Raw genomic sequence first — 22,108 nt, 5'->3', positions numbered from 1 at the left:
GAAATAATCGCTTTGCTGGTTTTTCTGCTTGAGCTGATAAAGTTTGTTCTCGACCTGCTTTCTAAGTTGATTACTTAGTTTTCTTCCGTCCTAAGGTTACTAGCGATAACCTTGGGACGGTTTAAATATAGATTAAATTTCATAGGAGGTCAATATGTCGAGGGTTGAAAAAATACTTATTGCAATTTTAGTGTTGGAGTGTTTGCAGATAGGGTTTGCTTTGATTAAGTTTTTTTTGGGAGGAATTGTATGACGGAAAAAAATACTCACGGAGGATCAAGAGCCGGTGCAGGAAGAAAAAAAGGGAGTACTACAAATAATACCGGTTATAAAAACGGGCGGATTGTTATATCATGTTTAGAGTCGGAGGAGGTATTGATTAAGCAAAAAGCCGCCGAATCGGGTAAAACTTTAAGCCGTTATATTTTGGATGCAGTGTTACAAATATCTTGACGATTAAGAATAAAAGAGACGGTTAATTTTTAAGCGGGGTGCATTACCCCGCTTTTTTTTACATAAATTCTTTTTTTGTATCTCTAGTTATAATTTTAACATCACATCCTAAAATATCTGCTATTTTTACAACTTCTTCATACGAGAATGTATCCCTATATATTTTATTACTCATTGATTGAGGAATTATATTCATTTTTTCAGCAAGATCTTTAACAGACATATTTCTTTCCAAAAGTAACTGTTTTATAATTTTTCCAGCACCCATTATTATTTCTCCTAATTAGGGATATATTATCATTTTTGATTAAAAAATGCAATATTTGATTATAAAATAATCAAAATTATTATATTTTGTATTACTTGTCAAGCCTTTTTCTTTATTTTCTTCAAAAAAAATTAAAAAAAACTAAAAAACCGCTTGACTTTTTTTGGTGAATCGGGCGATAATAAAGATACCAACAAACAAACAGCGGATGCCCGCACCGTTATCTTTTTCGGGCTTTTTTTATGCCTTTTTGATTTTTTAAGGGGCGTAAAATGGATTATTGTTAATAATAGCCGAAACTGTCCGGGGACTCGTGAGAGCCCGGGCTCCTCTGTTTGGGAGTGGTAGCAGTTTCGGCTTTTTTATTTTTAAAAGGCTGAAAATACCAATATCAAACAGGGAGGCGTTATATGAGAAACGCAGAAAGAGCCGTTAAGACGGCAGCCGTTAAAACGGCAAGGAAGACGGGGCCTTTAAAAAAGGCGGTTAAGGGTAAAGATCAAGAGCTTAGTCTTGACGAATTGGAAGCAAGGACTGATTCAATAGCCCGTGATGTTTATGATACGGCGTTGATTTACAAGGATGATGCCGTAGGGCTTTACGGGGCTATAATGTATGCCGCTATCAAGATTCTTGTAAAAACGGAAAGACTTGCAGAGCCTAAGACTGAGGCAGAAAGGCTGGCGAGGGAAAAGCAGGTTTCTTTTATTACGGACCTGATTATCAGGGACCATGAACGAAGGGGCTTACATGAAAAGAAAATATCTTGATTTTGAAAACAACAAAATAGTTGACGGCGTTTTTGATGACGGGGATTTTTTTAAAGCCGAAGGAAAGGATAATAAGGCAAGGGCACTTTTTAAGGAAGTGGGGCTTTTTTGCCAAGTGTCCTATACGGACGGGGTGCCGGTGCCTTATTTGGACAGGTTCCGTTCTTCCCTTTTGGAGCTTGAAAAGGAACTTGAAAGTTTGGAGCAAAGTACACTGCCCTTTTTGTACGATGCAGGAAAAGATGATTTACCTTGCGAGGCTGCGGAAAAGGAAGTTGAGTATGGTGTTTAATGGGTAATTGTTAATGGGTAATGCGTAATTGGGAGTTATCCGATTACGCATTTTTTTTTTTTGATTTGTTAATAGCTTTTTTATTTTTGTAATTTATAATTTTAAACATGGCATTGTTAGACCTTGATTTTAAAAAGGAAAGTCAAAGGCGGTTTTGGCTTGACGAATTAGAAAATGCAAAAAGACTTTTGCATGAGATTGAAAAGGCAATTTTATTTTTAACTCAAAAAACTATTGAAGCGGGCGGTGTTCAAGAGTACACAATCGACACGGGGCAGGATAGGCAGACCGTGAAGCGTGCGGATTTATCGTCTTTGTATGTCAGACAAAAAGAGCTTTTGAGTTTGATTGATATGTTGGAAAGCCGCTTGCGACCTGCGGGCGGAGCTGTGAGGATAGGCTTATGGTAGAATTTGAAAGTGTTATGCCGGCTGTTTCTGTTGAAATAAAACAAAACGATGCTCTTGCTTATTTTGTGAGAGATATTTTTCAGGATGTTTTTACAGGCGATAAATACCCTGATAGTTTCGGAATTACAAGAGACTATATATGGAATTACGGAGTTGATTATTACACTTTGCGGAAAAGGTCGCTCCAGTTGTTTACAGAAAATTTGTATGCTGCAGGAATTGTAAAGCGGATTTTACGAAACGAAATATTTACAGGGATGATGCCTGAACCTACTCCGTTAAGTTCGGTTATTTGGCCCGATAAAAACGATGACGAAAGGGAAAAACTTGCGGTTAAGTATGCCGAAAAAATGAGTGATATGTTTGGACTTTATGCCGCCGATTATAACGCTTTCGATTATAAAAAGCAGTTGACATTCGGAGAGTTTCAAAATCAAGTAAGACTTGAAGCTATGTTGTGCGGGGACGGTATTGTTGTTGCACGGATAAACAGACAAACGGGATTGCCTTGCTGGGATTGGATTAACGGGAATAGTATTGTTACGCCCTTACAAGGAAAGGCTAAAGAGGGAAACAGAATTCTTCACGGGGTGGAACTTGATAAACACGGAAGACATGCAGCTTATTGGGTGCGTGAAGTTATTGATACGGAAATTAAGGAAACGAGGATTCCCGTTTACGGAGAAAAAGTCGGGAAGGCAGATAAGCTGGATGGTTTATTCGGGCGATAAACTTTTAGATCAAGTGCGGGGTATGCCGATTTTGGCAAACACACTATACATGATGAAAGACTTAGACCGTTACAGAGATGCCGAAGTAAGGGCTGCGGTGGTTAATGCTCTTTTACCTCTTTTTATAAAAAAAGCTCCTTCAACTACTGTGGGTACCAACCCTATTTTAAATATCACACGGGCTGCGGCACAAGCAGGAACGCCCGCTGCTATTGACGGCAAGGAAGGAATACCTTCAACAATTCCGATGTCTCCGGGGACGGTGCTTGACGGATTGGCACCGGGGGAAGAACCTATCAGCTTTAACACAAACAGACCTAACGTTAATTTTAAAACTTTTGAAGATGCAATTATTTCGGCTATTTGTTGGGCCAATGAAATACCTCCCGAAATTGTAATGCTTAAATTCGATTCAAGTTATTCGGCTTCAAGACAAGCGAATAATGAGTTCGATATTTTTTTAAAGTATAGAGCTTTTAAAAATGCTAAAGATTTTTGCCAGCTGATATATTCCGAATTTATTATTCAATCGGTTTTAATCGGGAATTTGAATATTCCCGAATTTGAAAAGGTTATTTTTAAAAGCGAATTTTGGCAGCAAAAAGGGGCGTGGTTAAAATGCGAGTGGTCGAGCATTTCACGGCCTAGTGTGGATATTCAAAAAGAAGCAAATGCGATGCGGGTTCTTTTAAGTTTGGGTGTTGTAACTTTCGATATGGTTGCACGCAAATTTAGCGGAATGGGCTTTAAGAGCGTTCAATATAAACTTGCACAGGAAAGAGATTTGATGAAACGCTTAGGTTTTGTTTCGGCGGTTGATGAGGATAATAACGGTAAGCCCGTTTATTTGACGGAAGAACAAAAGGAAAAACTTCAGGAGGCGGTAGATGAGTGATGATGTTTCTTTAATGACACAAAAAGAAATAATGAGACAGCTTTATACTTTGCAAAAAGAAAGTGTTGAAAACGATGCAGAGTTTAGAACTCAAATGAACGAGGTAATTAAAAGGCTTGATCATCGAGAAAAAACTTTTGAAAAGATAAGTGAAGAGATTGCAATCCAAAAAAGAGTCTTTTCAGAAATAGATGGAGTAAATAAAAAATTATCTGAACTAAACGAAAAAATTGAAGGTATTATTGAGTGGAGAAATGAAGAAGAAAAAAAACACGCTGTTGAAAATAAGGATGATGAAATTTTAGGTTCTAAAATTAAGGGCTTGATCGAATGGCAGGGTGTTACAAATAAGAGGCTTGATGTTTTGGAAAATAAGACGGCAAAGACGGCTTTTGCCGTTTTGAAAAAAATAGGCGGGATAGCTTTAACGGTTATCGTTACGGCTATCATAGGATTTTTAATCGGTAAATTAAAGGGGTAATTTTATGAGCGATGAAAAAACCGTTTTGACGGAAGAAAAGAAAAATAGGAGCACGGCAAAAAGAAGTTCGCTTGCTGCTCAAATTTTTTCGGCGGGCTGGATTGCAATATTGACTATTTGCAAAGGTTTCGGATTTGTCGGGTTGGACGAATCGGATATTATTTATTCGGGGATTGCGATTGCAGGTGTTTTTTCGCCCGTATATTTTTCAATTTGGCTGGATAAAATAAAGGATATTAAATTGGGTTAAGACTTGCACTAGTGCAAGTCTTAAAAAGTTAATAGTGAGGTAATTATGCTTAGAATAAAAATTTTGCGTTATAAAAAATCTTATGATTTTAAAGCGTTTCCTGAAAAGGAAGACGGCTTTCAAAATAACTGGAAAAACAATAGTCTTGACGATTTGATTTTATTAAATAACGGAGAAGAAATTTTTAAGGCAAAATGTCAGACGGTTGCGAATTATTGCTTCGGCGAAATGTTCCGTGCGGGCGATGTTGCTTTTGGAGCGAGTGTAAGTGAGGGGGAGTTTACAATAAAGACTTTTGTACCGCCTAGAAAGTTTAACGGAGAGATTCATGCGATCATAAAAACAAAAACGGTTGACGGGGGCGTGATTGACCGTAACGCTATGCAGACTACAAAGGACGGATTTCAAAACGGCCGATGGTTAATTCATAATAAGTATTCTTTTAAGTTGGGGAAAGATACTAATTATGCGTGGAGCGCAGGATGTTTTATTCTTTCGTCAAAAGATTTAGAGCGGTTTAATTCCGTTTTAAAAAAAATACGGGGTAAAAGCCGGAGACGAAATAAGCGGATATTTGACGGAGGTGTAGAAGTGTCGGGGGTATTTGTTATTTTAGGATTTGGGATTGCTCTAACTATAGGCTTACTTTCTTTTATTGCAGGGTGGAAAAGCGGAAGGGCAAGACTTGAAGAAGAAATTGCCGAAGATGCAGAAAGAAAGGCGGCGGATAAGGCTTTGTATGATGCCGAAAAGATAAAAATAAAAAGAGAGGTTTTTAAGAGTGCAGAGGATAAAAAAAAGAAGATGTCTAATAATAGCGGGCGTGATAAGTTTAATGCTGTTAATGACATCTTGCGTAACAAGGACTAGAGTTGAATATGTGTATGAGAATTACGATGTGGTTTTTCCGCAGTTTCCCGATCCTCTTCCGGTGGAGTTTAACGAAGAAGACGGAACGGTGAAAATGCCGTTGTGGTATTGGGAGAAAATTGCGGAATATAAAATCGAAATTGATGCAATCGAGAAATATTTTAGCGAGGCGGAAAAATTAAAGAAAGAATGATTGTGTATATTTCGGGGCCGATTACGGGGGTGCAAAATAATAATGCAGGGGCTTTTTTTAAAATGGAAAAGGAATTGAAAAAGAGTTTTGAGAAACTGCCTTATTTGAAAATTGTAAATCCTCAAAGATTGGCAAAGAGGGTGAACGCTTATTTTGATGATGTTTCTAAAGTTTTAAACAAAAAGAAAAAACCGAAGTGGGAGGATTATATGAGGGTATGTATTGCAGAATTGGCAGGATGCTCTCATGTGGTGGTTTTGGAAAATTATAAAAAATCAAAAGGCGTGAAAGTGGAATTGTTTATTGCGAGGATGTTGGGGATTCCTGTTTTTTTTAGTTTGGAAGATTTAAAAAATAATGTGTAATTGGGATTTTTCCGATTACGCATTATTTTTTAACATTCGGGAGAAACTTGCGCCGGGGTAAGTTTATAAAAGTTAATCGGAGGTTGGTATGAAAGGGTTCGGGCAGTATGTTATTAACAATCCTGAAGATTTTGAATATTTTAGTAAGGATGTAAAAAGGCAGATTACAAGGGCTGCGATAAATACGGTTAATATTGAAGCAGCATACGCTCGTAAAAATCTTGTGGCTAAAACTCAAACAACTTTTATATTAAGAAATAAATTTACTACAAGAAATTGTCAATTTGAGCAAATGCAGTTTAGAGATGTTAAGACGCTAAATGAAATTCAAGCTCGAGCCGGATTTTTAGATGCGGTTGATTATATGAGACGGCAAGACGAGGGCGGTGTTCACGCTCCTAAGGCGGGTTCGAGGCTTGCGGTTCCTACAGACAGGGTAAGGTCGGGTAAGAGTAAATATAAACTTGTAGGAAAAAGGTATAGGTTAAATGAGATTATAGCTAATAAAATACAGGGACCTATCACTAATAGAATTGTTTTAAGAAGTAATTCAAAAAAGGCCCGTTCAGTAGCAAGGGCTATTGTTGCTTCGGGAAAAAATGCAGAGGGCAAGAAAAAGTTTGTGCACTACGGGAAAAAATTTATTTCAGGTAAATAATTTTAGGAAAAAGGGTAAGGATATTTCGTTTAAGATCGATATGCTTTATATAATGGATAGGCCGCAGACACGCACTAAGCCTACCGGCTTTTTTTTACCGGAATGCGAGAGGCCTATGCAGGCAATGCAAAGTATTTTTAATTCGGAGATGGATAAGGCTTTTGGGAAGTAAGGGTGTGTTAATGCTTAATTTGTAATGGGTAATGCGTAATTGGGATTTTGCCGATTACGCATTTTTTTTGTTCTGGTATTTTTTTTAAAATTGTGATATACTCGAATAAATAATCAAGCTAGGGGGTTGATTTTATGGATTATGCTAAATTTGAAGCAAGAATAAAAGAGTTAGGGGTTAAACCGAATTTTCTTTCAAAGCCGGTTTATATGAATTTAGCTGAAATGATTTCTAATGATGAAAGTGTTGTAGCTGTTTCCTCATGTTTGGGGAAGATGGGGCAGGGAGGTTTAGTCGTTACCGATAAAAATTTTTATTCGGTAGTTTTCAATAAAGCATTCGGTGGTGCTGATAAGGTACTAATGCCTTTATCGAAAATATCCAGTTTTACTGTCTCCGGTCTTACGGGTATGAAATTAACGATTATAGAGGGGGCTGTGAAATATCAATATGACGGTGTTAGTAGTTCAAAGGCTATTGTAGATGCACTGAAAGAAAAAGATAATAACAGTTTTGAACAAGAAAAAATTGAAAAACCTGCAACTTCTGATCCTGCCGAAGAATTAAGAAAATATAAACAACTTCTTGATGACGGTATAATCACGCAAGAAGATTTTGATAAAAAGAAAGCGGTGCTATTGGGTATTTAATGTATGTTGTTAAGCGGGGTACACTACCCCGCTTTTTTTATAAGCATTTCTGCAAGAGGTCGGGGTTGCGGAATGCTTCGTCTATAATGCGGCTTAATACGGAGCTGTAGCCTTTACCGAGTGCTTTGACTTTTTCGGCGGTTTCGGGTGAAAGGCGGATTGCTACGACTTGTTTTTTTCGGAGTTTACGCTGTTCTTTGGCTATGCGTGCAAACTCTTTTATTTGCTCTTTGGTTAAGGGCGGGCAGTATTCATCGTATACAAGGGGCATTTTTGCGGCTCGCCTAATTTCTTCAATTTGTTCTTTGGTGGGTTTTTCATCACCGTGTAAGACCGATGTAACTATTGCCATAAAGTCTCCTTTCCGCTTTTGTGGCGGCTCTTGCGGATATAATCCGTGTTTTTTCTCCTCTTTCGGTGTAAACAACGAACAGTACCTTGTCTACTTTTCCTATTGTGATAATGCGGTCTTCGGTGCCGCTGTGGTTTATATCGAATAATTCGATTCGATTGTTATCATTGAAAACGAATTTTGCGGTTTCAAATGAGATTTTGTGTATTTTTATATTACGCTGTTCTTTTTCATAGTCCCATTCAAAAAGATGCTTTGTTGTGTTTTCGTTTTCCATATTTTTATTATACAAAATGTATTACTTTTTGTCAATCTTATTTTTTTTTAAAAAATTTATTAAAAAGGGCTTGACTTTTTTGGTGAATCGGGCGATACTAAAGACAGCAACAAACAAGAAGCGGATGCCCGCACCGTTATATTTTCGGGCTTTTTTTATGCCCTTTTGATTTTTGATTGAAAGGGTGTAGTGTTCTTATGTGAATATTTGCCGAAACTGTCCGGGAACTCGTGAGAGCCGGGCTCCTCTTCTTGGGAGTGCTAGCAGTTTCGGCTTTTTTATTTTTAAAAAGGCTGATAAATAGCAATAACAAGAAGGGAGGCGTTATATGAAAAACGCAGAAAGAGCCGTTAAGACGGCAGCCGTTAAAACGGCAAGGAAGACGGGGCCTTTAAAAAAGGCGGTTAAGGGTAAAGATCAAGAGCTTAGTCTTGACGAATTGGAAGCAAGGACTGATTCAATAGCCCGTGATGTTTATAATACGGCGTTGATTTACAAGGATGATGCCGTAGGACTTTATGGGGCTATAATGTATGCCGCTATCAAGATTCTTGTAAAAACGGAAAGACTTGCAGAGCCTAAGACTGAAGCAGAAAGACTGGCAAGGGAAAAGCAGGTTTCTTTTATTACGGACTTGATTATCAGGGACCATGAACGAAGGGGCTTACATGAAAAGAAAATATCTTGATTTTGAAAACGGCAAAATAGTTGACGGCGTTTTTGATGACGGGGATTTTTTTAAAGCCGAAGGAAAGGATGATAAGGCAAGGGCGCTTTTTAAGGAAGTGGGGCTTTTTTGCCGAGTGTCCTATACGGACGGGGTGCCGGTGCCTTATTTGGACAGGTTCCGCTCTTCCCTTTTGGAGCTTGAAAAGGAACTTGAAAGTTTGGAGCAAAGTACACTGCCCTTTTTGTACGATGCCGGAAAAGATGATTTGCCTTGTGAGGTTGCAGAAAAGGAAGTTGAGTATTCTGCCGAAATAAACTGCAAGGGGCGCAAAGAACGCAAGGGTATTTAAATTTTAAGCTTATTGGTTATGCGTAATCGGAATTTGTTCGATTACGCATTTTTTTTGAAAAAAAAATTAAAATTTTTATAAAAATGGGTTGACAAAAATATACATCTTGATATATAATATAATCATCTTAGAGATAAGGAGGTTAAGATTTATGCGAAAGCATAAAAAAAAGCCGCATAAGCGCAGGGCTAAATGCGGCGGTTGGTTCTTACAGTTGCTATCAATCCTTGCAAATATTGCAGCAATTGTAGAATTCATCCTAAGCCTAATTAAAAAATAATCGGGCGGAGTTGGAGGGGTAAAACCTTCCAACTCTTATTATAACAATTTTAAGGAGATTTGTCAAATGGAAATTAGATTAAAGGGTTTTAAGGCTTATTTATATATTGCAATTTTGGTACTGGGAGTTATCAATCTAGGTGTCCGTATTTTTGAATATTTTTTGGGAGGTTAAAAATGGCAAAAAAACTTTTGACATCAAAGGATATAGCCGAACGATGCGGATGCGAGGTTCAAACTGTTTCCCGTTGGGCTTCGGTTAATGATGTAGATTATGTCGGGGAAGATCGGCGGAAAATTTATGTTTTTACCGAAGAAGACTACGAGCGGTTTTTGAAAAGACCTAAGCCGGGGAAAAGGGCTAAGAAAAATGGGTAATTGTTAATGGGTAATGCGTAATTGGGATTTTGCCGATTACGCATTTTTTTTTTTTGTTGGTTGACTTTTTTTTGTTAAAAAAATATAATTATTTTTAATATTATAAAAGGAGGTGTAATGAGTTTTATCAAACTTTGTGGTTATATGTTTAATTTCATATCAATCACAGCATCAGTTTTGACAATTTTGGATCATGTATTCAAAAAAAAACGTTAAATAATAACTCTATATACTAAACTTTGTAATATTTTGGGGTGCTAAGGTTTAATCTTGGTGCCCCTCTTTTTTTTATTTTTTTTCAAAAAGTTAATAGCTTTTTGGTTTAGCCTCCTGTATAAATGTATACAGGAGGCTTTTTTTATGCGCGATAATATTCAATCTTTTCTTTTGGCGGCGGGAAATTTGGGGTCTGCGGCTTTTTGTATTATAAAGTTGGCAGAGAAAAAGGTAAAGAGCGGAATAGATGTTATGTCTGCTCTGCAAGCCGGTATCGATAAAAAATATTTAAAAGTAGATGAAAAGAATTTATCATCGCTTGATAATTTTCAAGTTAAAGAGCCTGCTTTGTATTTGGAATATTTATCGGGGTGGAATTGCGGTATAAAAGAAGAGGCGGCCGATTATAAACCGAAAGACGGAGAATTGATTGTGGAGTGTTGGAAGCGAGGTAAGAATAAGCATTTTAAATTGCCCGATTGGGATCCGCTTGAAAATTCTTTTACAGTAAAATACGGAACTATCGAGTCTGTGAGGGTTTTTTATCCTTTAAAAAAATAAGAGGTCTTAAATGAAATTTGCGATTGATAAGTATATCGGCGGTTGGGACGGGTTGACCGAAAAAGAGATAAGAGAAAGTTTAGCTTCACTTAAAGAGGGTGAAGATTTGGAGCTTGCGATAAACAGTCCGGGCGGAGATGTTTACGAAGGGATTGCCATTTTTAACACAATTCGTGAAACGGCAAAAACTCATAATGTTATTGTTACGGTGAACGGATTAGCGGCAAGCATGGCGACCTATATAGCTCTTGCGGCTAGGACGGTTAAAGCCGATTCGGTTGTTAGGGTTTCGGAAAATTCTATTTTTATGATTCATAATCCTTGGACATTTTCATTCGGGGATTATCGGGATTTTGAAAAGACGGGAAATTATTTAAAACAGTTAGCCGGAGTTTTATGCGGGGTTTATTCTTTTGTTTCCAAAAAAGAAAAAGCCGAAATCGCTTCCCTTATGGATGCCGAAACTTTTTTTGTAGGAAAAGAAATAAGCGAAAACGGATTTGCAAACGAGTTTGAAGAAATAACAAAAGAAGAGGAATCGGGCGAGGCGGAAACGGGCGGAATTGAAAGCAGGGATTCGCTTATTGTAAATGCTAAGTTAAAAATTAAAAATTGTTATGAGAGTTTAAAAAAGGCTTATGAAGAGACGGAAGAAAAATCGATTGATAAGGCGGCCGCTTTGTTGAAGATTGAAAATGTAAATTTTGAAAATTCTATAAATGAAAATAAAAATCAAAATACGGATGGAGGTTCTATGAAGGGCGAAGAGTTGAAGGTTAAGGATGCAGCTTGCTACAATGAAATTTTTGCATTGGGAGAAAAAACTGCAATCGAAAAAGAGAGGGAGCGGGTAAGTGCGCATTTACGCCTTGCGGAAAAATGCGGGGGCTATGAACTTGCCGCTAAGTTTATTGCGGAAGGAAAGAGCACGGCCGATGCCGATGTACAAGGTGCTTATATGGACTATGCAATGAAGCAATCGAAAATTCAAAACAGGGCCGATGATGATCCGCCTGCTACTCAAACAGAAGGCGGAAACAAGGATGCGGACGAAGCGGTTTTAATAGCCGAATTTGACAAAGGTTTTTTCGGCAAGGAGGAATAGATGAAGAAAGTTGAAACTACTGTTATTGAAAACGGGCTTTTCGCTTTAGGCGATAATGTGTACGAAGCGGGGCTTTTGAAAAATGCTAATGCAGGTGCGACAATTAAGGCCGGAACTTTTTTAAAAAGAGACGGAACGGATTTTGCCGTTTTAACAAATACAGGCACCGAAAAAGTTGCGGGGCTTGTTCCCGTAGATTTAACGAATGAAAGCAGCTCTACAGGCAATGTTGCTTTTAGGGCTCTTCTTTCGGGAAAAGTGAGAGCGGATAAGTGCTTGGTGAACGGAACGCCTGCAACGGTTGAGCAGTTGGACGCTTTAAGAGCTTGTTCGATTGTGCCTGTTGAAGTTATGGATTTATCCCGAACGGAATAAATCAAAAAAGAAAATATTTATAGGAGAGGAAGATGTTACCTAGTTTGATTACAAAGATTGTAGAAGCGTTTAATCGAAAGCCCGATATTAACAAGATGGGTTTTCTTTCTTCGTTTTTTAGAACTACAGAGGATTCGTTTACGGATGCCGAAGAGTTTGAGTATGATTTGACAAGAACGGGCGAAGAGGTTGCACCTGTTGTTAGGGATTTGAATACAGGGGCTGTTTATATTGTTGAAGATAAATTCGGCAATAAAAAAGTACCCTTCCCTGTTTATGCTTTAGCGAGTGTTGCGGGGATTGCGCAGCTTATGAAAAGACAGCCGGGAGAAAATTCTTATGCCGAAAAAGTAAACTGGTTAGGCAAGATTGCCAAGATTTTGGTAAATGCCTTTTCAAAGATGACTGCGATGCTGCGTTATTCGATAGAGCTTCAAGCAGCACAAGTTTTGCAGACAGGAAAGATAACCCTTACGGACGAAAAAGGTAATGCGGTTTATGATTTAGATTTAAAACCGAATCCTTCACACTTCCCTACTGCGGCTATTGCTTGGGGTGCTTCGGGGGCTACAATTAAAAAAGATATTACAGCCCTTGCCGATGTAATCAGGAATGATGGACTTTGTGATGTTACCAATTTGATTTTCGGAAAAGAAGCGTGGGAGGCTTTTGTTTCAGATAACGATATTAAGGACGATTTGAAACAAGACGGATTGAGACTTGGAACGCTTAACCCATCGCTCGTAAACAAGGGCGGTAAGTATATGGGTTGGATCGATATCGGAGCTTACCGTTTTGATTTATGGCTTTATAATGCAGGATATAACAAGTTCGGTTCAAAAGATAAGGTTAAGTTTGTCGATGACGATAAGGTTATCTTCCTGCCCGATACGGAAGATTTGGATTTTAGAAAGATGTTCGGCGGTATTCCGTCTGTTGATCCCGATGCTATGTTCCCTGAATTGTTTGCCGGAAAAATACAGATCGATAACGAGTACGACTTTAGACCTAGGGTTTGGTTTGAAAAGAAAAACGAGGCTTATATCGGTGAAATCAAAAGCCGCCCGCTTTGCTGGCCCTTTTCAATCGACAGGTACGGCTGCTTAAAAATTAAGGCTTAATGTTTTTATAGGAGAGAAAAAAATGAGTAAGAAATATGTTGTTGCTGAGGGGTTTGCGTTTACTTCCGGCGGAATTATTTTAAACGAAGGTGATGAAATTACGGCTGAAAATTTCGGCGGTAATGAAGATGTTTTTAAGACGGCTATAGCCGATAAAAAAATTGTCGAAAGTTCAGAGCTTGCGGACGAAAAAAAAGAAGATGATAAGTCTTCCGGTAAAAATCCGCTTGAAAAGCTAAACAAAAAAGAGCTTGAAGATTTGGCTGCAAAGTTGAATCTTGAGACCGAGGGCAAAAAGAAAGAAGAGATTTTGCCGCTTATAAAAAAAAGCTGTTGCAGAATTATTGCAAAATGTTGAGGTTACACCTGAAGATCAGCTCAAGAACTTTGCCGTTATTTTCGGGTTGGAAGTTGAAGGCAAGACTAAAGACGAAGTAGTTACAGCCTTAAACGATTTACAAAAATAGGAATTAAAAAAAATGAATTTACGGGAGCTTGCGGAACAAGATTTGTCTCTTACCCTAGAAGATACTAGTCTTACGGGCTCCCGTTTTTTGTTAATCGACAAAAATAGAAATGAGTTTGAGCTTACGGGGCAGGTCGGAGATATAGGCTATCTTCTTAATATGGATGGAGTTCCTGTACAGGGGCGGACAATTACCGTTTGTTACAGAATGTCATCACTTGCATTGAAGACTAAAAATATTCCGCAAAGAGGCTGGCGGGTTCGATTAAGGGATTTAGGCGGGGCCGAATACGATTTGTATGTGGCCCGCTATGAGCCTGATAGGACTATCGGAATCGGAAGATTGATTTTATCGGTAAGTTTAAACGAGGGTTAATTATGGAAGCACAGATACAAGGACTTTTAAACGAGCAAGATAATGTTGAAAGGATTAGGGATAGGATTGCTTTTATTTTAAAAACCGAATTAAAAAATCAATATGAACTTGCCGTTAAGGATGGTTTGAAAAATGCTAAGGATTTTGATGTTAAGGTCTTTTTGGAAAATGACAGGCCTTGGGAATTTACTGAAAATGAAAGCGATAAAAATCCTTTTCCGTTAGTTAATGTTTGTTTGGTTGAGACAAAGAGAGCCGAAGGCAAGGCCGGAAGTGCTATAGGAAGGAAAAAATATACGGCTTCTTTTTTGGTCGATTGCTACGCTTGCGGTAATTACGGGCAAGACGGAAGGGATGACGAACTTAGTACGATTAGGGCGTGGACTTTAGCCCGCATAGTCAGGAATATTTTAATGAGCGGATTTTACGCTTATTTAGGTATGAGGGGCGTTGTACTTGAAAGGGATTTATCGGGAATAAAGACAGGAAGTCCTAACGATATAGAGAATAGTGCTGTTGCGGTAACAATCGCAAGGCTGGATTTTTCGGTTTCTTTTTACGAAGATTCTCCTCAAGGTGAGGGTGTCGAGTTTGAAGGAATCGATTTTAACTTGTTATCAAAAACCGGAGAGGTTTTAGTTAATTCGTAATTTGTAATTAGGAATTAGATAGGGGGTGTTTATGGGAGTTTCGGCGGCGGCTGTCAGCCGTGTTTGCGGCGTTAATGTCGAGTACAGAAATTTTAATTCGGGAAAGGCGTTTATGTTACCGCAAAGAGTTGCTATTATCGGACAAGGAAGCGATGATGCGGTGTTTGGTTTGGATAAGTTCGAGATTGAAGGAAATGCTAATGAGGTAGGAGCGAGGTACGGTTACGGAAGCCCTCTTCACCTTGCGGCATTGCAGTTTTTCCCACAAAACGGAAAGGCTGCGGATTTTCCTGTTACGGTTTATCCTTTAAAAAAAGCGGAACAGGCTTTGCCTGCTAAGGGTTCTATCGAAATAACGGAAGAGCAATCAGGACAAGGGGCTAAGGGAAACGGAGCCGGTGCTGTTTATATAGGCGGCGTGTCTTGCGAGTTTTCGGTTAAAAAGGGAGACAAGATAAATGTAATTTTACAGTCGATTAAGGCGGCGATTGACGGACGCTTAAATTGCCCTGCGAAGACCGAGGATATAACGGAATCCAAATTACCGCTTGTTTCCAAATGGTCGGGAGAAAGCTCTAACTTGATAACGCTTGAACTTGATGCCGATGTTCCCGGTGTTACTTTCAGCGTTAAGAAGTTTACGGGCGGAACGGTTGATCCTGATGTCGGGCAGGCTTTGAATAAAATAGGTGTTGTTTGGGAAACATTTATTTTAAGCTGTTTCGATTATAAAAAACCTGCAAGGCTGGATGCTTATCAGGAATTCGGCGAGGCAAGATGGTCGCCTTTGGAAAAGAAGCCCGTGCTTGTTTGTCATGGCTGTACGGATGTTTTGACCGATAGAACGGCCGTTACCGATAAAAGAAAGACGGATGCAATTAACTTTTTGATTGTATCGGTAAAAAGCAGGGAGCTGCCATTTGTTGTTGCGGCCCGTGGTCTTATTAACGACATTGTTAGTACCGCAAATTCCAATCCGGCGCAAGGGTATAAGGGGTTGTTGACGGGGCTGCATTGCGGGGCCGATGACGAGCAAGAAAATTATGTGCAAAGAACGGCATCGGTAAATAAGGGTTCTTCTACGAATATAAAAAACGGGAACATTGCAGAATTGAACGACATCATTACTTTTTACCATCCCGAAAACGAAGGGCAATTCCCAAGTAAGAGGTATGTTGTCGATTTGGTTAAACTGCAAAATGTTGTTTTTAATGTTAGGTTGATAATGGAAGCAGACGGCTTAAAGGGTGCACCCTTGGTAAGCGATGCTACTATTACAGAAAACAAAACGGCGGTACAACCTAAGACGATTAAAACTTCGTTTATGAATTTGGCTGACTCGCTCGCTCTTCAGGCGATTATTCAAGAACCCGAATTCAGTAAAAAGAATATGGAAGTTAAAATTGACGGCAATAATCCTAAACGGGTTAATGTTAAATTTCCCGTTAAGTTGTCCGGCAATGTTGAGATTTCGGATTCCGATATTTATTTTGGATTTTATTTAGGAGGTAACTAATGATAGCAGGGCCTTTTGAAAGTCATACGCTTAACGGCAGACGGTTTACTTGCGATGCCGATGACGACGCTAAGTGGAAGTTCGGCGGAAAGAATAATGAGGTAAAGCCTAACGGAGACGGATCAAGCCGTGTTGTACAATCGAGAAAAACCGATTCCATTGAAGGGGTTAGTTTGGTTATAGATTTTGACAAGGGCGATGATGACTTTTTGCAGGATTTAAAAAATTCGGGCAAGATGTTTGATTATTCGGGAACGGCAAATGACGGGGCGGTCTTTGCCGGTTTGGTGCAGATTGTTGACGATATAGAAATTTCTTTTAAGGAAGGAACGGCAAGTATTTCGTTGCAAGGAAAAATTGAAAAACAAGGAGTTTAAAAATGGAAAAACAATTTAAGGTTGACAGGGAAACGGCGGTTTCGGAGTTTGAAAAGTATTGTGAAGCAAACGAGATTGATTATGATGAATCGGCAATGAGCGATGAAGATATTGAAGGCTTTAAGCCGTTAAAAGAACGGTTTGTAAAGGCTTGTATGGCGGGGCGTGTCGAAGTTGACGGAACAGAGATTAAATATACGGTTTCGCAATTCAGCAGTAAAAACGGCGGAGATGTTGTAACGATAAAGAGACCTGCGGGAAAATCTTTTATCGCTATGGACGGAAGCAGTGATAAGCAGTCTGTCAAAAAACTTCAAGCATTTTTTTCGGCAATGACGGGTAAGGAAACAAGTTATTTTAGTAATTTGGATGTTAAGGATTGGCTTTTTTTCCAAGGAGTTGCAATACTTTTTTTAGCCGAATAATTTCCGTTTGTGCCGTTGACGGAAAGAAAAAAAAGGTTTTAGGGGCGGCGGGCATTGTTAATCAGTTTTTGCAGATTTGTTTAGACTATTCGAGCTTGCCGCCTTTAAATGAGATGAGTATTGAGGATATTCATTTTTTTTATGGTGCAAGAATTAAAGAGCTTTGCAAGATGCAAAAGGATTTATAAATGGGTAAGAAATATTCGTTATTGGCTATCTTTAAAATTAAGGATCAAGCTAGCGGTACGCTTGATAAAATTAGTGGTAAGGGAAGGGCTGTTACTGCAAGATTTAAAGGCGATATGGCTAAAACCGAACAGATGATGGCTAGGGTTGGCGATAAGATAAAAACTTATGGTAAGTATGCCGTTGGTGTAGGTTTGGGTGCAATCGGAGCCGGAATTGGTGTTGCTACTAAACAGTTTGTTAATTTTGATGCTGCCGTAACTAAGTCAGGAGCTTTGTTTAAAGATATGAATCCTTTATCGGAAACTTATGCTTCACAGCTTGAGGCAATAGGGAAAAAAAGCCGTGAAGTAGCAGCCCTTACCGAGTTCAATGCCGTTGACACCGCCGGAGCTATGCAAAAAATGGCAATGGCGGGACTTTCAAGCGAAAAGGCTATGGATTTATTAATGGGAACAACTAATCTTGCGACTGCTGCCGGAACGGATTTAACAACAGCCGTTGATATAGCAACGGATGCTCTTGGTGCTTTTAAAATGGATGCAACATCAAGTAATTTGCAAAGAATTAGTGATGTTATGGCTAAAACGGCAAGCAGTTTTAATACAGATTTAGGACCGATGTTTGAAGCTATACAATATGCAGGGCCTAGTTTTACTTCGGCAGGGCAAAGTGTAGAAACATTATCGGCTTCTATCGGTGTTTTGGCAAATGCCGGTATTAAAGGTTCTAATGCAGGTACCGCTTTAAATGCCGTGTTTACACAACTCGGAAACGCAGCAAAACAAAAGCAGCTAAAGGGGTTGGGAATAAATGTAACCGATGAAAAAGGGAATTTTTTACATCTTTTCGATATTGTAGGGCAACTTGAAAAAAAGTTAGGCGGTGTGGGTAATGCTCAAAAGCAAGGAATTCTTAGCAGTATTTTTGGAGAACGAGGTAAAAGGGCTATAGATTTACTTATGTCCCAAGGTACGGAAGGGTTGCAAAAATTTGAAAACGAATTAAAAAACGCAACAGGATCAGCTGCTTTAATGGCTGATGTTATGCGAGGTTCAATTCAAAATAAATTAAAAGTTTTAGGTTCAGCATTGACGGAATTAGGATTTAAGTTTGTAGACGCTTTTGCAAAAAAAGGAAGTGTAGGAATTTCAAAACTCACAGATGCTGTAACTCGTTTTAATCCTGAACCGATTATTAATTTTTTTAAGGTTGCGGGAGGGGAATTTTTTAGAATTTTAAAAATTTTATGGGGTTTGAGAGATGTAATTGTGATTGCAGCAGCTTCATGGGGAGTTTATAAAGCGGCTTTGATTGGAGCACTTGCAGTAAAAAATATAATGGATATGGTTGGAGCTATAAGACTGTTGATGGCATCACAGCAAGGAATGAATGTTGTACAAGCTGCTTTTAATGTTTTATTAAACGCTAATCCTATAGGGTTGATAGTTGCCGGGGTTACTGCTTTAGTTCTTGTTATAAGAGAAGTTTGGACTGAATGGGATAGAGTTACGGAAGCTTTTAAAAATAACGGAATGGGGGCTGCTATCGGTATGTTTTTTAAATTGATAGTATCGGGGTTATTAATGCCTATTCAAAAATTGCTGGAGCTTTTATCGGCTCTTCCTTTTGTCGGAAAACTTATTCAGCCTGCTGCAAAAAAAAATAGAATCATGGCGGGATAGTCTAAAAGGGGTTGAACTTGAAGCTAATTTAGTAAATACGGCATCGGGGGTTGGTGCCGGAGCTGTTTCACAAAGTGTTGCTAAAGAAAATGAATTATCCGTTGTATCTCCGGCACAACAGGCGGCTTATTATTCGAGGCAAGACACATACCAACATGCGGAAATTTCGGTAAAGGCGGAGCCGGGTACAAGTGCTAGGGTTAGTAAGCCCCCTGCTTCTCCTAATTTTAATCTTGCCGTTTCGGGGAGTTATTAAGGATTTTTTTATGGAATGGGAAAACAAAATAAGCGAGGCTAGGTATACATCTCCGAGTGAAAAGACCGTTACATTTTTATACGGGAATGTTTCCAAAGAAACGGATTTAAAAACAGGGCTTTTTACTTTTCCCGATAAAGACGGGGCGATGGTGCAGCACCAAGGTGCGGGGGCTATGAGTTTTCCTTTAACCTGTATTTTTAACGGCTCGGATTGTATCGAAAAAGCCGATAGGTTTGAAGCAATGCTTTTTGAAAAGGGAATAGGAGAATTGCAGCACCCGATATACGGAATACATAAGGTGGTTCCGCATGGAAAAATAAAAAGGATTGACGATTTAATTTCGGGGCTTCACGATTCGATTGTTGAGGTTACTTTTGTTAAGGTTATTACGGATGAAAATATTCCGAAACTGCAAAAAGTTGAAGCTGATGAAATAGAAAAACAATATGAAGATTTTGCAAACGCCGCTTGTGAAGATTTTGCCGGCGGTGTTACTTCTAAAAATATAGATGATGAGTTAATGCAAAAGTCTATTTTAAATACGCAAACCGAAAACATAAAAAGTGAAATGGAAGGACTTGTTTCTTCAAAAAAAGAAAAAGCGGATTTTTTTATAAATTTAAATGAACTTAAAAATGCAAACAATAAGATTTTTGATAAAGAAAAATCGAGCGGAAACGGAGTGTTAAATGTTGCCCGTTTTGTTTTTGGAATAATGAATATTCCTTCAAGGGCTGCGGTTAGCGTTTCCGAAAAGATTAAAAAATATAATTCGACGGCCCGTAAACTTATGGTTCAATTTAAAAATGATCCATTCGGGAAAACGGCGGCTGTAAATTCGATAATGACAGCCCGCTTGTCTTTAGGCGCTCTTGTCGGAAGTTTGGCGGCGGGTGCTGCTTTACAAATTGCCGAAGGTGCGGCGAGTAATAAGAAAGACTTGAATAATCTTGTTTCAAGAAGCGATGCTTTAAATGCGGCGAGTGAGATAGAAAGTTTATTTTGGACTATAAAAAAGTTTGATGATGAAAAGGTAAAGACTAATAAGTTTGTAGATAAAGATGCGGATTCTTATTTCGGGTTATATAATTTAATTTATAAAAGTATTTTGCTTATTATAAATTCTTCTTTTGCCTTGCCTATGCAAAGGATTATTGTACTTGATAGGGATAGGCAGCTTATAGAATTGAGTGCGGAATTATACGGCTCGATTGATTATGTTGATTCACTTATTTTTGACAATAAATTGACGGCCGATGAAATTGCTTTATTGCCTATGGGAAAGGAGATTACTTATTATGTCAAAAGTGCATAAGGTTGTTTCGGGTGATACGCTCGGAGCAATTTCAATAAGGTATTTGGGTTCTTTTCAAAAATGGCATAACATAGTAACCGCCAATCCTCAACTTGTCGGAAGGAAAACTGCTATTGACGGATCACCTTTAATCTTTCCCGGAGATGTGCTGATTATACCTGTTAATGAAAGCGACGGGAAAGGCGTTGTTTCTGTGGTAGAAGTTGCAGACGGAGAGCAGGATGTTGCTATCGTTATAGGCGGTAAAAAATTTGTAGGATTTACGGGGTATGAATTAAATTTATCTTTTGATTCGCTTGATACCTTTTCTTTTTCGGCCCCTTATGATTCCGAATTAAAAGAATTAAAAGAAGCTATAGAACCTTTTAGCTATAAGTCTTGTGAAATTTATTATAAGGGTTCGTTAGTTTTTAACGGGAAACTTTTAACGCCTGAACCTAAGCTGGAAGACAGTACGGCCGAAATAACTTTACAGGGTTATCCTCTTTGCGGTGTTTTAAATGATTGTAATATTCCGCCTTCAAAGTATCCTGCGCAATATAAGGGATTGAATATTAAGCAGATAGCGGAAGAGCTTACAAGTTCTTATAATATCAGAGTTGAAATGAAAGGCGATACGGGGGCAGATTTTGAAAAAGTTGCTTGCGAGCCTTCCGAAAGTATTTTACAGTTTTTAACAAATCTTTTAAAGCAAAGGGATTTACTTTTTACAAATAACGAAAAAGGGCAGCTTGTTATTTTTAGACCGAAAGAAAAAAAAGCCGAAGTTTCTTTTGTTGAAGGAGAGCCGCCTTTATTATCGGTTGTACCAAAATTTAATGCTCAAAATTTTTACAGCCACATTACGGGTTTTACAAAAACCGATTCTAAAAACGAAAGTTTATCTTATACCTTTAAAAATAATTATTTAATAAATAAGGGTGTACAGCGTTATAAATCAATTATGATTGATGATGCTAAAACTCAAAACGATTTGGAAAAGGCGGTTAATTCACAGGCAGGGAGGATGTTTGCCGATTGTGTTTCTTACGAGCTAAATTGTGAAGGGCATGTGTTGATTGATAATCAATTATGCAAGAAAGGACTTTGCGTTTGCGTGAAGGCTCCTAAAGCTATGATTAGGCGTGAAACGAATTTTATAGCACGCAATATTAAAATTATTAGAACGGCAGAAAATAAGACAACTCAATTTTCGCTTATATTGCCCGGTTCTTATTCGGGAAAGATGCCGGAGGTGTTTCCATGGGAATAATCGGAAGGTTTTTAAAAATTGTAAAGGAAGATAAATTTAACGTTGTTACGGCCGAAACAAGGAAGGGGTTTGATGAAGAGGCTTTATTATACGCAAATGCCGGAGATGATTCTGTTCCTTGCGATAATGACAGGCTTATTTTAATTAAGGCAGGAAACACGGGAGAAAGGGCGGCCGTCGGAAGTTTAAATGAATCGCAGGGTGCGAAGCCCGGGGAGAAGATTTTATTTTCCAGAGATAAAGACGGGAAAGTTGTTGCAACTATCAAAATGCTTAATTCAGGAAATATTGAAATCGAATTAAAAGGCGATTATAAAATAAAGACGGAAGGGAATATTGAATTAAACGGTTCGGATTTTGGGGGACTTATTAAAATTGAAGAACTTAAAATGCAGCTTCAAAAAAAATACGGCAATATTAAACGGGATTTTAGGAACTTTAAAAGCTCCTATTCCTGAGC

At 38.5% G+C, this 22,108-nt stretch carries 35 protein-coding genes; 32 read left to right on the top strand and 3 right to left on the bottom strand.

Going from position 1 to position 22,108, the window contains the following annotated elements; translation table 11 throughout:
- Nucleotides 1-249 precede the first annotated feature (249 nt).
- Nucleotides 250-453, top strand: coding sequence for a hypothetical protein (locus tag E4O00_RS03665; RefSeq protein WP_253678636.1), 204 nt, complete (start codon nt 250-252; stop codon nt 451-453).
- 58 nt (nt 454-511) lie between these two features.
- Here E4O00_RS03665 and E4O00_RS03660 read toward each other — a convergent pair whose 3' ends face one another.
- Entirely contained in the window at nt 512-721 is a 210-nt protein-coding gene (locus tag E4O00_RS03660; RefSeq protein ID WP_253678635.1) for a helix-turn-helix domain-containing protein, read from the bottom strand.
- A 410-nt stretch (nt 722-1,131) separates the two neighbouring features.
- Between E4O00_RS03660 and E4O00_RS03655 the strand changes: the two genes are divergently transcribed.
- The 12 genes from E4O00_RS03655 to E4O00_RS03600 all read left to right on the top strand — a co-directional run bounded on the left by E4O00_RS03655 (nt 1,132) and on the right by E4O00_RS03600 (nt 7,458).
- Nucleotides 1,132-1,491, top strand: coding sequence for a hypothetical protein (locus E4O00_RS03655; RefSeq protein ID WP_253678634.1), 360 nt, complete (start codon nt 1,132-1,134; stop codon nt 1,489-1,491).
- The gene (locus E4O00_RS03650) at nt 1,472-1,783 is read left to right on the top strand and encodes a hypothetical protein (protein ID WP_253678633.1); all 312 of its coding nucleotides are present in this window, start codon (nt 1,472-1,474) and stop codon (nt 1,781-1,783) included. The genes E4O00_RS03655 and E4O00_RS03650 overlap by 20 nt, the downstream gene beginning before the upstream one ends.
- 107 nt (nt 1,784-1,890) lie before the next feature.
- Nucleotides 1,891-2,193 (top strand): hypothetical protein, encoded by a 303-nt coding sequence (locus E4O00_RS03645; RefSeq protein WP_253678632.1) that lies wholly within the window; start codon nt 1,891-1,893, stop codon nt 2,191-2,193.
- On the top strand, nt 2,187-2,924 hold the full coding sequence (locus E4O00_RS03640) for a phage portal protein (RefSeq protein WP_253678631.1): 738 nt from the start codon (nt 2,187-2,189) through the stop codon (nt 2,922-2,924). The genes E4O00_RS03645 and E4O00_RS03640 overlap by 7 nt, the downstream gene beginning before the upstream one ends.
- Entirely contained in the window at nt 2,905-3,819 is a 915-nt protein-coding gene (locus E4O00_RS03635) for a phage portal protein (protein ID WP_253678630.1), read from the top strand. The genes E4O00_RS03640 and E4O00_RS03635 overlap by 20 nt, the downstream gene beginning before the upstream one ends.
- Nucleotides 3,812-4,300 carry a hypothetical protein gene (locus E4O00_RS03630; protein ID WP_253678629.1) on the top strand — a complete coding sequence of 163 codons (489 nt, stop codon included), beginning with the start codon at nt 3,812-3,814 and terminating at the stop codon, nt 4,298-4,300. The genes E4O00_RS03635 and E4O00_RS03630 overlap by 8 nt, the downstream gene beginning before the upstream one ends.
- A 4-nt stretch (nt 4,301-4,304) precedes the next feature.
- On the top strand, nt 4,305-4,550 hold the full coding sequence (locus E4O00_RS03625; RefSeq protein WP_253678628.1) for a hypothetical protein: 246 nt from the start codon (nt 4,305-4,307) through the stop codon (nt 4,548-4,550).
- A gap of 45 nt (nt 4,551-4,595) precedes the next feature.
- Nucleotides 4,596-5,420, top strand: coding sequence for a hypothetical protein (locus E4O00_RS03620; protein ID WP_253678627.1), 825 nt, complete (start codon nt 4,596-4,598; stop codon nt 5,418-5,420).
- Nucleotides 5,421-5,430: 10 nt separating this feature from the next.
- On the top strand, nt 5,431-5,613 hold the full coding sequence (locus tag E4O00_RS03615; protein WP_253678626.1) for a hypothetical protein: 183 nt from the start codon (nt 5,431-5,433) through the stop codon (nt 5,611-5,613).
- Nucleotides 5,610-5,978 carry a DUF4406 domain-containing protein gene (locus tag E4O00_RS03610; protein WP_253678625.1) on the top strand — a complete coding sequence of 123 codons (369 nt, stop codon included), beginning with the start codon at nt 5,610-5,612 and terminating at the stop codon, nt 5,976-5,978. Before E4O00_RS03615 ends, E4O00_RS03610 begins: the two co-directional genes overlap by 4 nt.
- Before the next feature lie 88 nt (nt 5,979-6,066).
- A complete protein-coding gene (locus E4O00_RS03605; protein WP_253678624.1) occupies nt 6,067-6,636 on the top strand; it encodes a hypothetical protein in 570 nt (189 codons plus the stop codon).
- A gap of 306 nt (nt 6,637-6,942) precedes the next feature.
- Nucleotides 6,943-7,458, top strand: coding sequence for an SHOCT domain-containing protein (locus tag E4O00_RS03600; RefSeq protein ID WP_253678623.1), 516 nt, complete (start codon nt 6,943-6,945; stop codon nt 7,456-7,458).
- A gap of 37 nt (nt 7,459-7,495) precedes the next feature.
- On the opposite strand, the gene E4O00_RS03595 is transcribed toward E4O00_RS03600, so the two are convergent.
- Together E4O00_RS03595 and E4O00_RS03590 are read right to left on the bottom strand one after the other, a co-directional pair.
- A complete protein-coding gene (locus E4O00_RS03595) occupies nt 7,496-7,810 on the bottom strand; it encodes a BrnA antitoxin family protein (RefSeq protein WP_253678622.1) in 315 nt (104 codons plus the stop codon).
- Nucleotides 7,779-8,087: a BrnT family toxin gene (locus tag E4O00_RS03590; RefSeq protein WP_253678621.1), complete on the bottom strand. Its 309-nt coding sequence runs from the start codon at nt 8,085-8,087 to the stop codon at nt 7,779-7,781. The genes E4O00_RS03595 and E4O00_RS03590 overlap by 32 nt, the downstream gene beginning before the upstream one ends.
- A gap of 328 nt (nt 8,088-8,415) precedes the next feature.
- Between E4O00_RS03590 and E4O00_RS03585 the strand changes: the two genes are divergently transcribed.
- The 19 genes from E4O00_RS03585 (at nt 8,416) to E4O00_RS03500 (ending at nt 22,106) form a co-directional block, all read left to right on the top strand.
- Nucleotides 8,416-8,775, top strand: coding sequence for a hypothetical protein (locus tag E4O00_RS03585; RefSeq protein ID WP_253678620.1), 360 nt, complete (start codon nt 8,416-8,418; stop codon nt 8,773-8,775).
- Entirely contained in the window at nt 8,756-9,106 is a 351-nt protein-coding gene (locus E4O00_RS03580; protein ID WP_253678619.1) for a hypothetical protein, read from the top strand. The genes E4O00_RS03585 and E4O00_RS03580 overlap by 20 nt, the downstream gene beginning before the upstream one ends.
- A 456-nt stretch (nt 9,107-9,562) precedes the next feature.
- A complete protein-coding gene (locus E4O00_RS03575) occupies nt 9,563-9,763 on the top strand; it encodes a helix-turn-helix domain-containing protein (protein WP_253678618.1) in 201 nt (66 codons plus the stop codon).
- 360 nt (nt 9,764-10,123) lie between these two features.
- Nucleotides 10,124-10,540 carry a hypothetical protein gene (locus tag E4O00_RS03570; protein ID WP_253678617.1) on the top strand — a complete coding sequence of 139 codons (417 nt, stop codon included), beginning with the start codon at nt 10,124-10,126 and terminating at the stop codon, nt 10,538-10,540.
- 10 nt (nt 10,541-10,550) lie between these two features.
- Nucleotides 10,551-11,645 carry a head maturation protease, ClpP-related gene (locus tag E4O00_RS03565; RefSeq protein WP_253678616.1) on the top strand — a complete coding sequence of 365 codons (1,095 nt, stop codon included), beginning with the start codon at nt 10,551-10,553 and terminating at the stop codon, nt 11,643-11,645.
- Nucleotides 11,646-12,020 (top strand): hypothetical protein, encoded by a 375-nt coding sequence (locus E4O00_RS03560; protein ID WP_253678615.1) that lies wholly within the window; start codon nt 11,646-11,648, stop codon nt 12,018-12,020.
- Between the two features lie 32 nt (nt 12,021-12,052).
- Entirely contained in the window at nt 12,053-13,141 is a 1,089-nt protein-coding gene (locus E4O00_RS03555) for a major capsid protein (protein WP_253678614.1), read from the top strand.
- Nucleotides 13,142-13,163: 22 nt separating this feature from the next.
- A complete protein-coding gene (locus tag E4O00_RS03550; RefSeq protein ID WP_253678613.1) occupies nt 13,164-13,499 on the top strand; it encodes a hypothetical protein in 336 nt (111 codons plus the stop codon).
- Nucleotides 13,486-13,608: a hypothetical protein gene (locus E4O00_RS13980; RefSeq protein WP_256483988.1), complete on the top strand. Its 123-nt coding sequence runs from the start codon at nt 13,486-13,488 to the stop codon at nt 13,606-13,608. Before E4O00_RS03550 ends, E4O00_RS13980 begins: the two co-directional genes overlap by 14 nt.
- A gap of 12 nt (nt 13,609-13,620) precedes the next feature.
- Entirely contained in the window at nt 13,621-13,983 is a 363-nt protein-coding gene (locus E4O00_RS03545) for a hypothetical protein (RefSeq protein WP_253678612.1), read from the top strand.
- A gap of 2 nt (nt 13,984-13,985) precedes the next feature.
- Nucleotides 13,986-14,633: a hypothetical protein gene (locus E4O00_RS03540; protein ID WP_253678611.1), complete on the top strand. Its 648-nt coding sequence runs from the start codon at nt 13,986-13,988 to the stop codon at nt 14,631-14,633.
- A 31-nt stretch (nt 14,634-14,664) separates the two neighbouring features.
- Complete coding sequence (locus E4O00_RS03535) at nt 14,665-16,149, top strand: hypothetical protein (protein ID WP_253678610.1); 1,485 nt, start codon at nt 14,665-14,667, stop codon at nt 16,147-16,149.
- Nucleotides 16,149-16,526, top strand: coding sequence for a hypothetical protein (locus E4O00_RS03530; protein ID WP_253678609.1), 378 nt, complete (start codon nt 16,149-16,151; stop codon nt 16,524-16,526). The genes E4O00_RS03535 and E4O00_RS03530 overlap by 1 nt, the downstream gene beginning before the upstream one ends.
- A 2-nt stretch (nt 16,527-16,528) precedes the next feature.
- Entirely contained in the window at nt 16,529-16,951 is a 423-nt protein-coding gene (locus E4O00_RS03525; RefSeq protein WP_253678608.1) for a hypothetical protein, read from the top strand.
- A gap of 188 nt (nt 16,952-17,139) precedes the next feature.
- Nucleotides 17,140-18,822, top strand: a complete 1,683-nt coding sequence (locus tag E4O00_RS03520) for a phage tail tape measure protein (RefSeq protein WP_253678607.1) — start codon at nt 17,140-17,142, stop codon at nt 18,820-18,822.
- Nucleotides 18,767-19,078: a hypothetical protein gene (locus E4O00_RS03515; RefSeq protein WP_253678606.1), complete on the top strand. Its 312-nt coding sequence runs from the start codon at nt 18,767-18,769 to the stop codon at nt 19,076-19,078. Before E4O00_RS03520 ends, E4O00_RS03515 begins: the two co-directional genes overlap by 56 nt.
- A 10-nt stretch (nt 19,079-19,088) precedes the next feature.
- On the top strand, nt 19,089-20,396 hold the full coding sequence (locus tag E4O00_RS03510) for a DNA circularization N-terminal domain-containing protein (protein WP_253678605.1): 1,308 nt from the start codon (nt 19,089-19,091) through the stop codon (nt 20,394-20,396).
- Nucleotides 20,380-21,648, top strand: a complete 1,269-nt coding sequence (locus E4O00_RS03505) for a LysM peptidoglycan-binding domain-containing protein (protein ID WP_253678604.1) — start codon at nt 20,380-20,382, stop codon at nt 21,646-21,648. The genes E4O00_RS03510 and E4O00_RS03505 overlap by 17 nt, the downstream gene beginning before the upstream one ends.
- The gene (locus E4O00_RS03500) at nt 21,639-22,106 is read left to right on the top strand and encodes a hypothetical protein (RefSeq protein WP_253678603.1); all 468 of its coding nucleotides are present in this window, start codon (nt 21,639-21,641) and stop codon (nt 22,104-22,106) included. Before E4O00_RS03505 ends, E4O00_RS03500 begins: the two co-directional genes overlap by 10 nt.
- Nucleotides 22,107-22,108: the final 2 nt, after the last annotated feature.

Source organism: Treponema sp. OMZ 788 (assembly GCF_024181245.1).
In the GTDB taxonomy this organism is placed as follows: domain Bacteria; phylum Spirochaetota; class Spirochaetia; order Treponematales; family Treponemataceae; genus Treponema_B.
The sequence above is the reverse complement of the archived record's forward strand: the minus strand, read 5'-3'. Positions and strand labels throughout refer to the sequence as shown.

What these genes read in the sequence shown, in the direction of transcription:
- E4O00_RS03665 (WP_253678636.1), top strand. Translation starts at nt 250, where the DNA reads ATGACGGAAAAAAATACTCACGGAGGATCAAGAGCCGGTGCAGGAAGA.
- E4O00_RS03660 (WP_253678635.1), bottom strand. Translation starts at nt 721, where the DNA reads ATGGGTGCTGGAAAAATTATAAAACAGTTACTTTTGGAAAGAAATATG.
- E4O00_RS03655 (WP_253678634.1), top strand. Translation starts at nt 1,132, where the DNA reads ATGAGAAACGCAGAAAGAGCCGTTAAGACGGCAGCCGTTAAAACGGCA.
- E4O00_RS03650 (WP_253678633.1), top strand. Translation starts at nt 1,472, where the DNA reads ATGAAAAGAAAATATCTTGATTTTGAAAACAACAAAATAGTTGACGGC.
- E4O00_RS03645 (WP_253678632.1), top strand. Translation starts at nt 1,891, where the DNA reads ATGGCATTGTTAGACCTTGATTTTAAAAAGGAAAGTCAAAGGCGGTTT.
- E4O00_RS03640 (WP_253678631.1), top strand. Translation starts at nt 2,187, where the DNA reads ATGGTAGAATTTGAAAGTGTTATGCCGGCTGTTTCTGTTGAAATAAAA.
- E4O00_RS03635 (WP_253678630.1), top strand. Translation starts at nt 2,905, where the DNA reads ATGGTTTATTCGGGCGATAAACTTTTAGATCAAGTGCGGGGTATGCCG.
- E4O00_RS03630 (WP_253678629.1), top strand. Translation starts at nt 3,812, where the DNA reads ATGAGTGATGATGTTTCTTTAATGACACAAAAAGAAATAATGAGACAG.
- E4O00_RS03625 (WP_253678628.1), top strand. Translation starts at nt 4,305, where the DNA reads ATGAGCGATGAAAAAACCGTTTTGACGGAAGAAAAGAAAAATAGGAGC.
- E4O00_RS03620 (WP_253678627.1), top strand. Translation starts at nt 4,596, where the DNA reads ATGCTTAGAATAAAAATTTTGCGTTATAAAAAATCTTATGATTTTAAA.
- E4O00_RS03610 (WP_253678625.1), top strand. Translation starts at nt 5,610, where the DNA reads ATGATTGTGTATATTTCGGGGCCGATTACGGGGGTGCAAAATAATAAT.
- E4O00_RS03605 (WP_253678624.1), top strand. Translation starts at nt 6,067, where the DNA reads ATGAAAGGGTTCGGGCAGTATGTTATTAACAATCCTGAAGATTTTGAA.
- E4O00_RS03600 (WP_253678623.1), top strand. Translation starts at nt 6,943, where the DNA reads ATGGATTATGCTAAATTTGAAGCAAGAATAAAAGAGTTAGGGGTTAAA.
- E4O00_RS03595 (WP_253678622.1), bottom strand. Translation starts at nt 7,810, where the DNA reads ATGGCAATAGTTACATCGGTCTTACACGGTGATGAAAAACCCACCAAA.
- E4O00_RS03590 (WP_253678621.1), bottom strand. Translation starts at nt 8,087, where the DNA reads ATGGAAAACGAAAACACAACAAAGCATCTTTTTGAATGGGACTATGAA.
- E4O00_RS03585 (WP_253678620.1), top strand. Translation starts at nt 8,416, where the DNA reads ATGAAAAACGCAGAAAGAGCCGTTAAGACGGCAGCCGTTAAAACGGCA.
- E4O00_RS03580 (WP_253678619.1), top strand. Translation starts at nt 8,756, where the DNA reads ATGAAAAGAAAATATCTTGATTTTGAAAACGGCAAAATAGTTGACGGC.
- E4O00_RS03575 (WP_253678618.1), top strand. Translation starts at nt 9,563, where the DNA reads ATGGCAAAAAAACTTTTGACATCAAAGGATATAGCCGAACGATGCGGA.
- E4O00_RS03570 (WP_253678617.1), top strand. Translation starts at nt 10,124, where the DNA reads ATGCGCGATAATATTCAATCTTTTCTTTTGGCGGCGGGAAATTTGGGG.
- E4O00_RS03565 (WP_253678616.1), top strand. Translation starts at nt 10,551, where the DNA reads ATGAAATTTGCGATTGATAAGTATATCGGCGGTTGGGACGGGTTGACC.
- E4O00_RS03560 (WP_253678615.1), top strand. Translation starts at nt 11,646, where the DNA reads ATGAAGAAAGTTGAAACTACTGTTATTGAAAACGGGCTTTTCGCTTTA.
- E4O00_RS03555 (WP_253678614.1), top strand. Translation starts at nt 12,053, where the DNA reads ATGTTACCTAGTTTGATTACAAAGATTGTAGAAGCGTTTAATCGAAAG.
- E4O00_RS03550 (WP_253678613.1), top strand. Translation starts at nt 13,164, where the DNA reads ATGAGTAAGAAATATGTTGTTGCTGAGGGGTTTGCGTTTACTTCCGGC.
- E4O00_RS03545 (WP_253678612.1), top strand. Translation starts at nt 13,621, where the DNA reads ATGAATTTACGGGAGCTTGCGGAACAAGATTTGTCTCTTACCCTAGAA.
- E4O00_RS03540 (WP_253678611.1), top strand. Translation starts at nt 13,986, where the DNA reads ATGGAAGCACAGATACAAGGACTTTTAAACGAGCAAGATAATGTTGAA.
- E4O00_RS03535 (WP_253678610.1), top strand. Translation starts at nt 14,665, where the DNA reads ATGGGAGTTTCGGCGGCGGCTGTCAGCCGTGTTTGCGGCGTTAATGTC.
- E4O00_RS03530 (WP_253678609.1), top strand. Translation starts at nt 16,149, where the DNA reads ATGATAGCAGGGCCTTTTGAAAGTCATACGCTTAACGGCAGACGGTTT.
- E4O00_RS03525 (WP_253678608.1), top strand. Translation starts at nt 16,529, where the DNA reads ATGGAAAAACAATTTAAGGTTGACAGGGAAACGGCGGTTTCGGAGTTT.
- E4O00_RS03520 (WP_253678607.1), top strand. Translation starts at nt 17,140, where the DNA reads ATGGGTAAGAAATATTCGTTATTGGCTATCTTTAAAATTAAGGATCAA.
- E4O00_RS03510 (WP_253678605.1), top strand. Translation starts at nt 19,089, where the DNA reads ATGGAATGGGAAAACAAAATAAGCGAGGCTAGGTATACATCTCCGAGT.
- E4O00_RS03505 (WP_253678604.1), top strand. Translation starts at nt 20,380, where the DNA reads ATGTCAAAAGTGCATAAGGTTGTTTCGGGTGATACGCTCGGAGCAATT.
- E4O00_RS03500 (WP_253678603.1), top strand. Translation starts at nt 21,639, where the DNA reads ATGGGAATAATCGGAAGGTTTTTAAAAATTGTAAAGGAAGATAAATTT.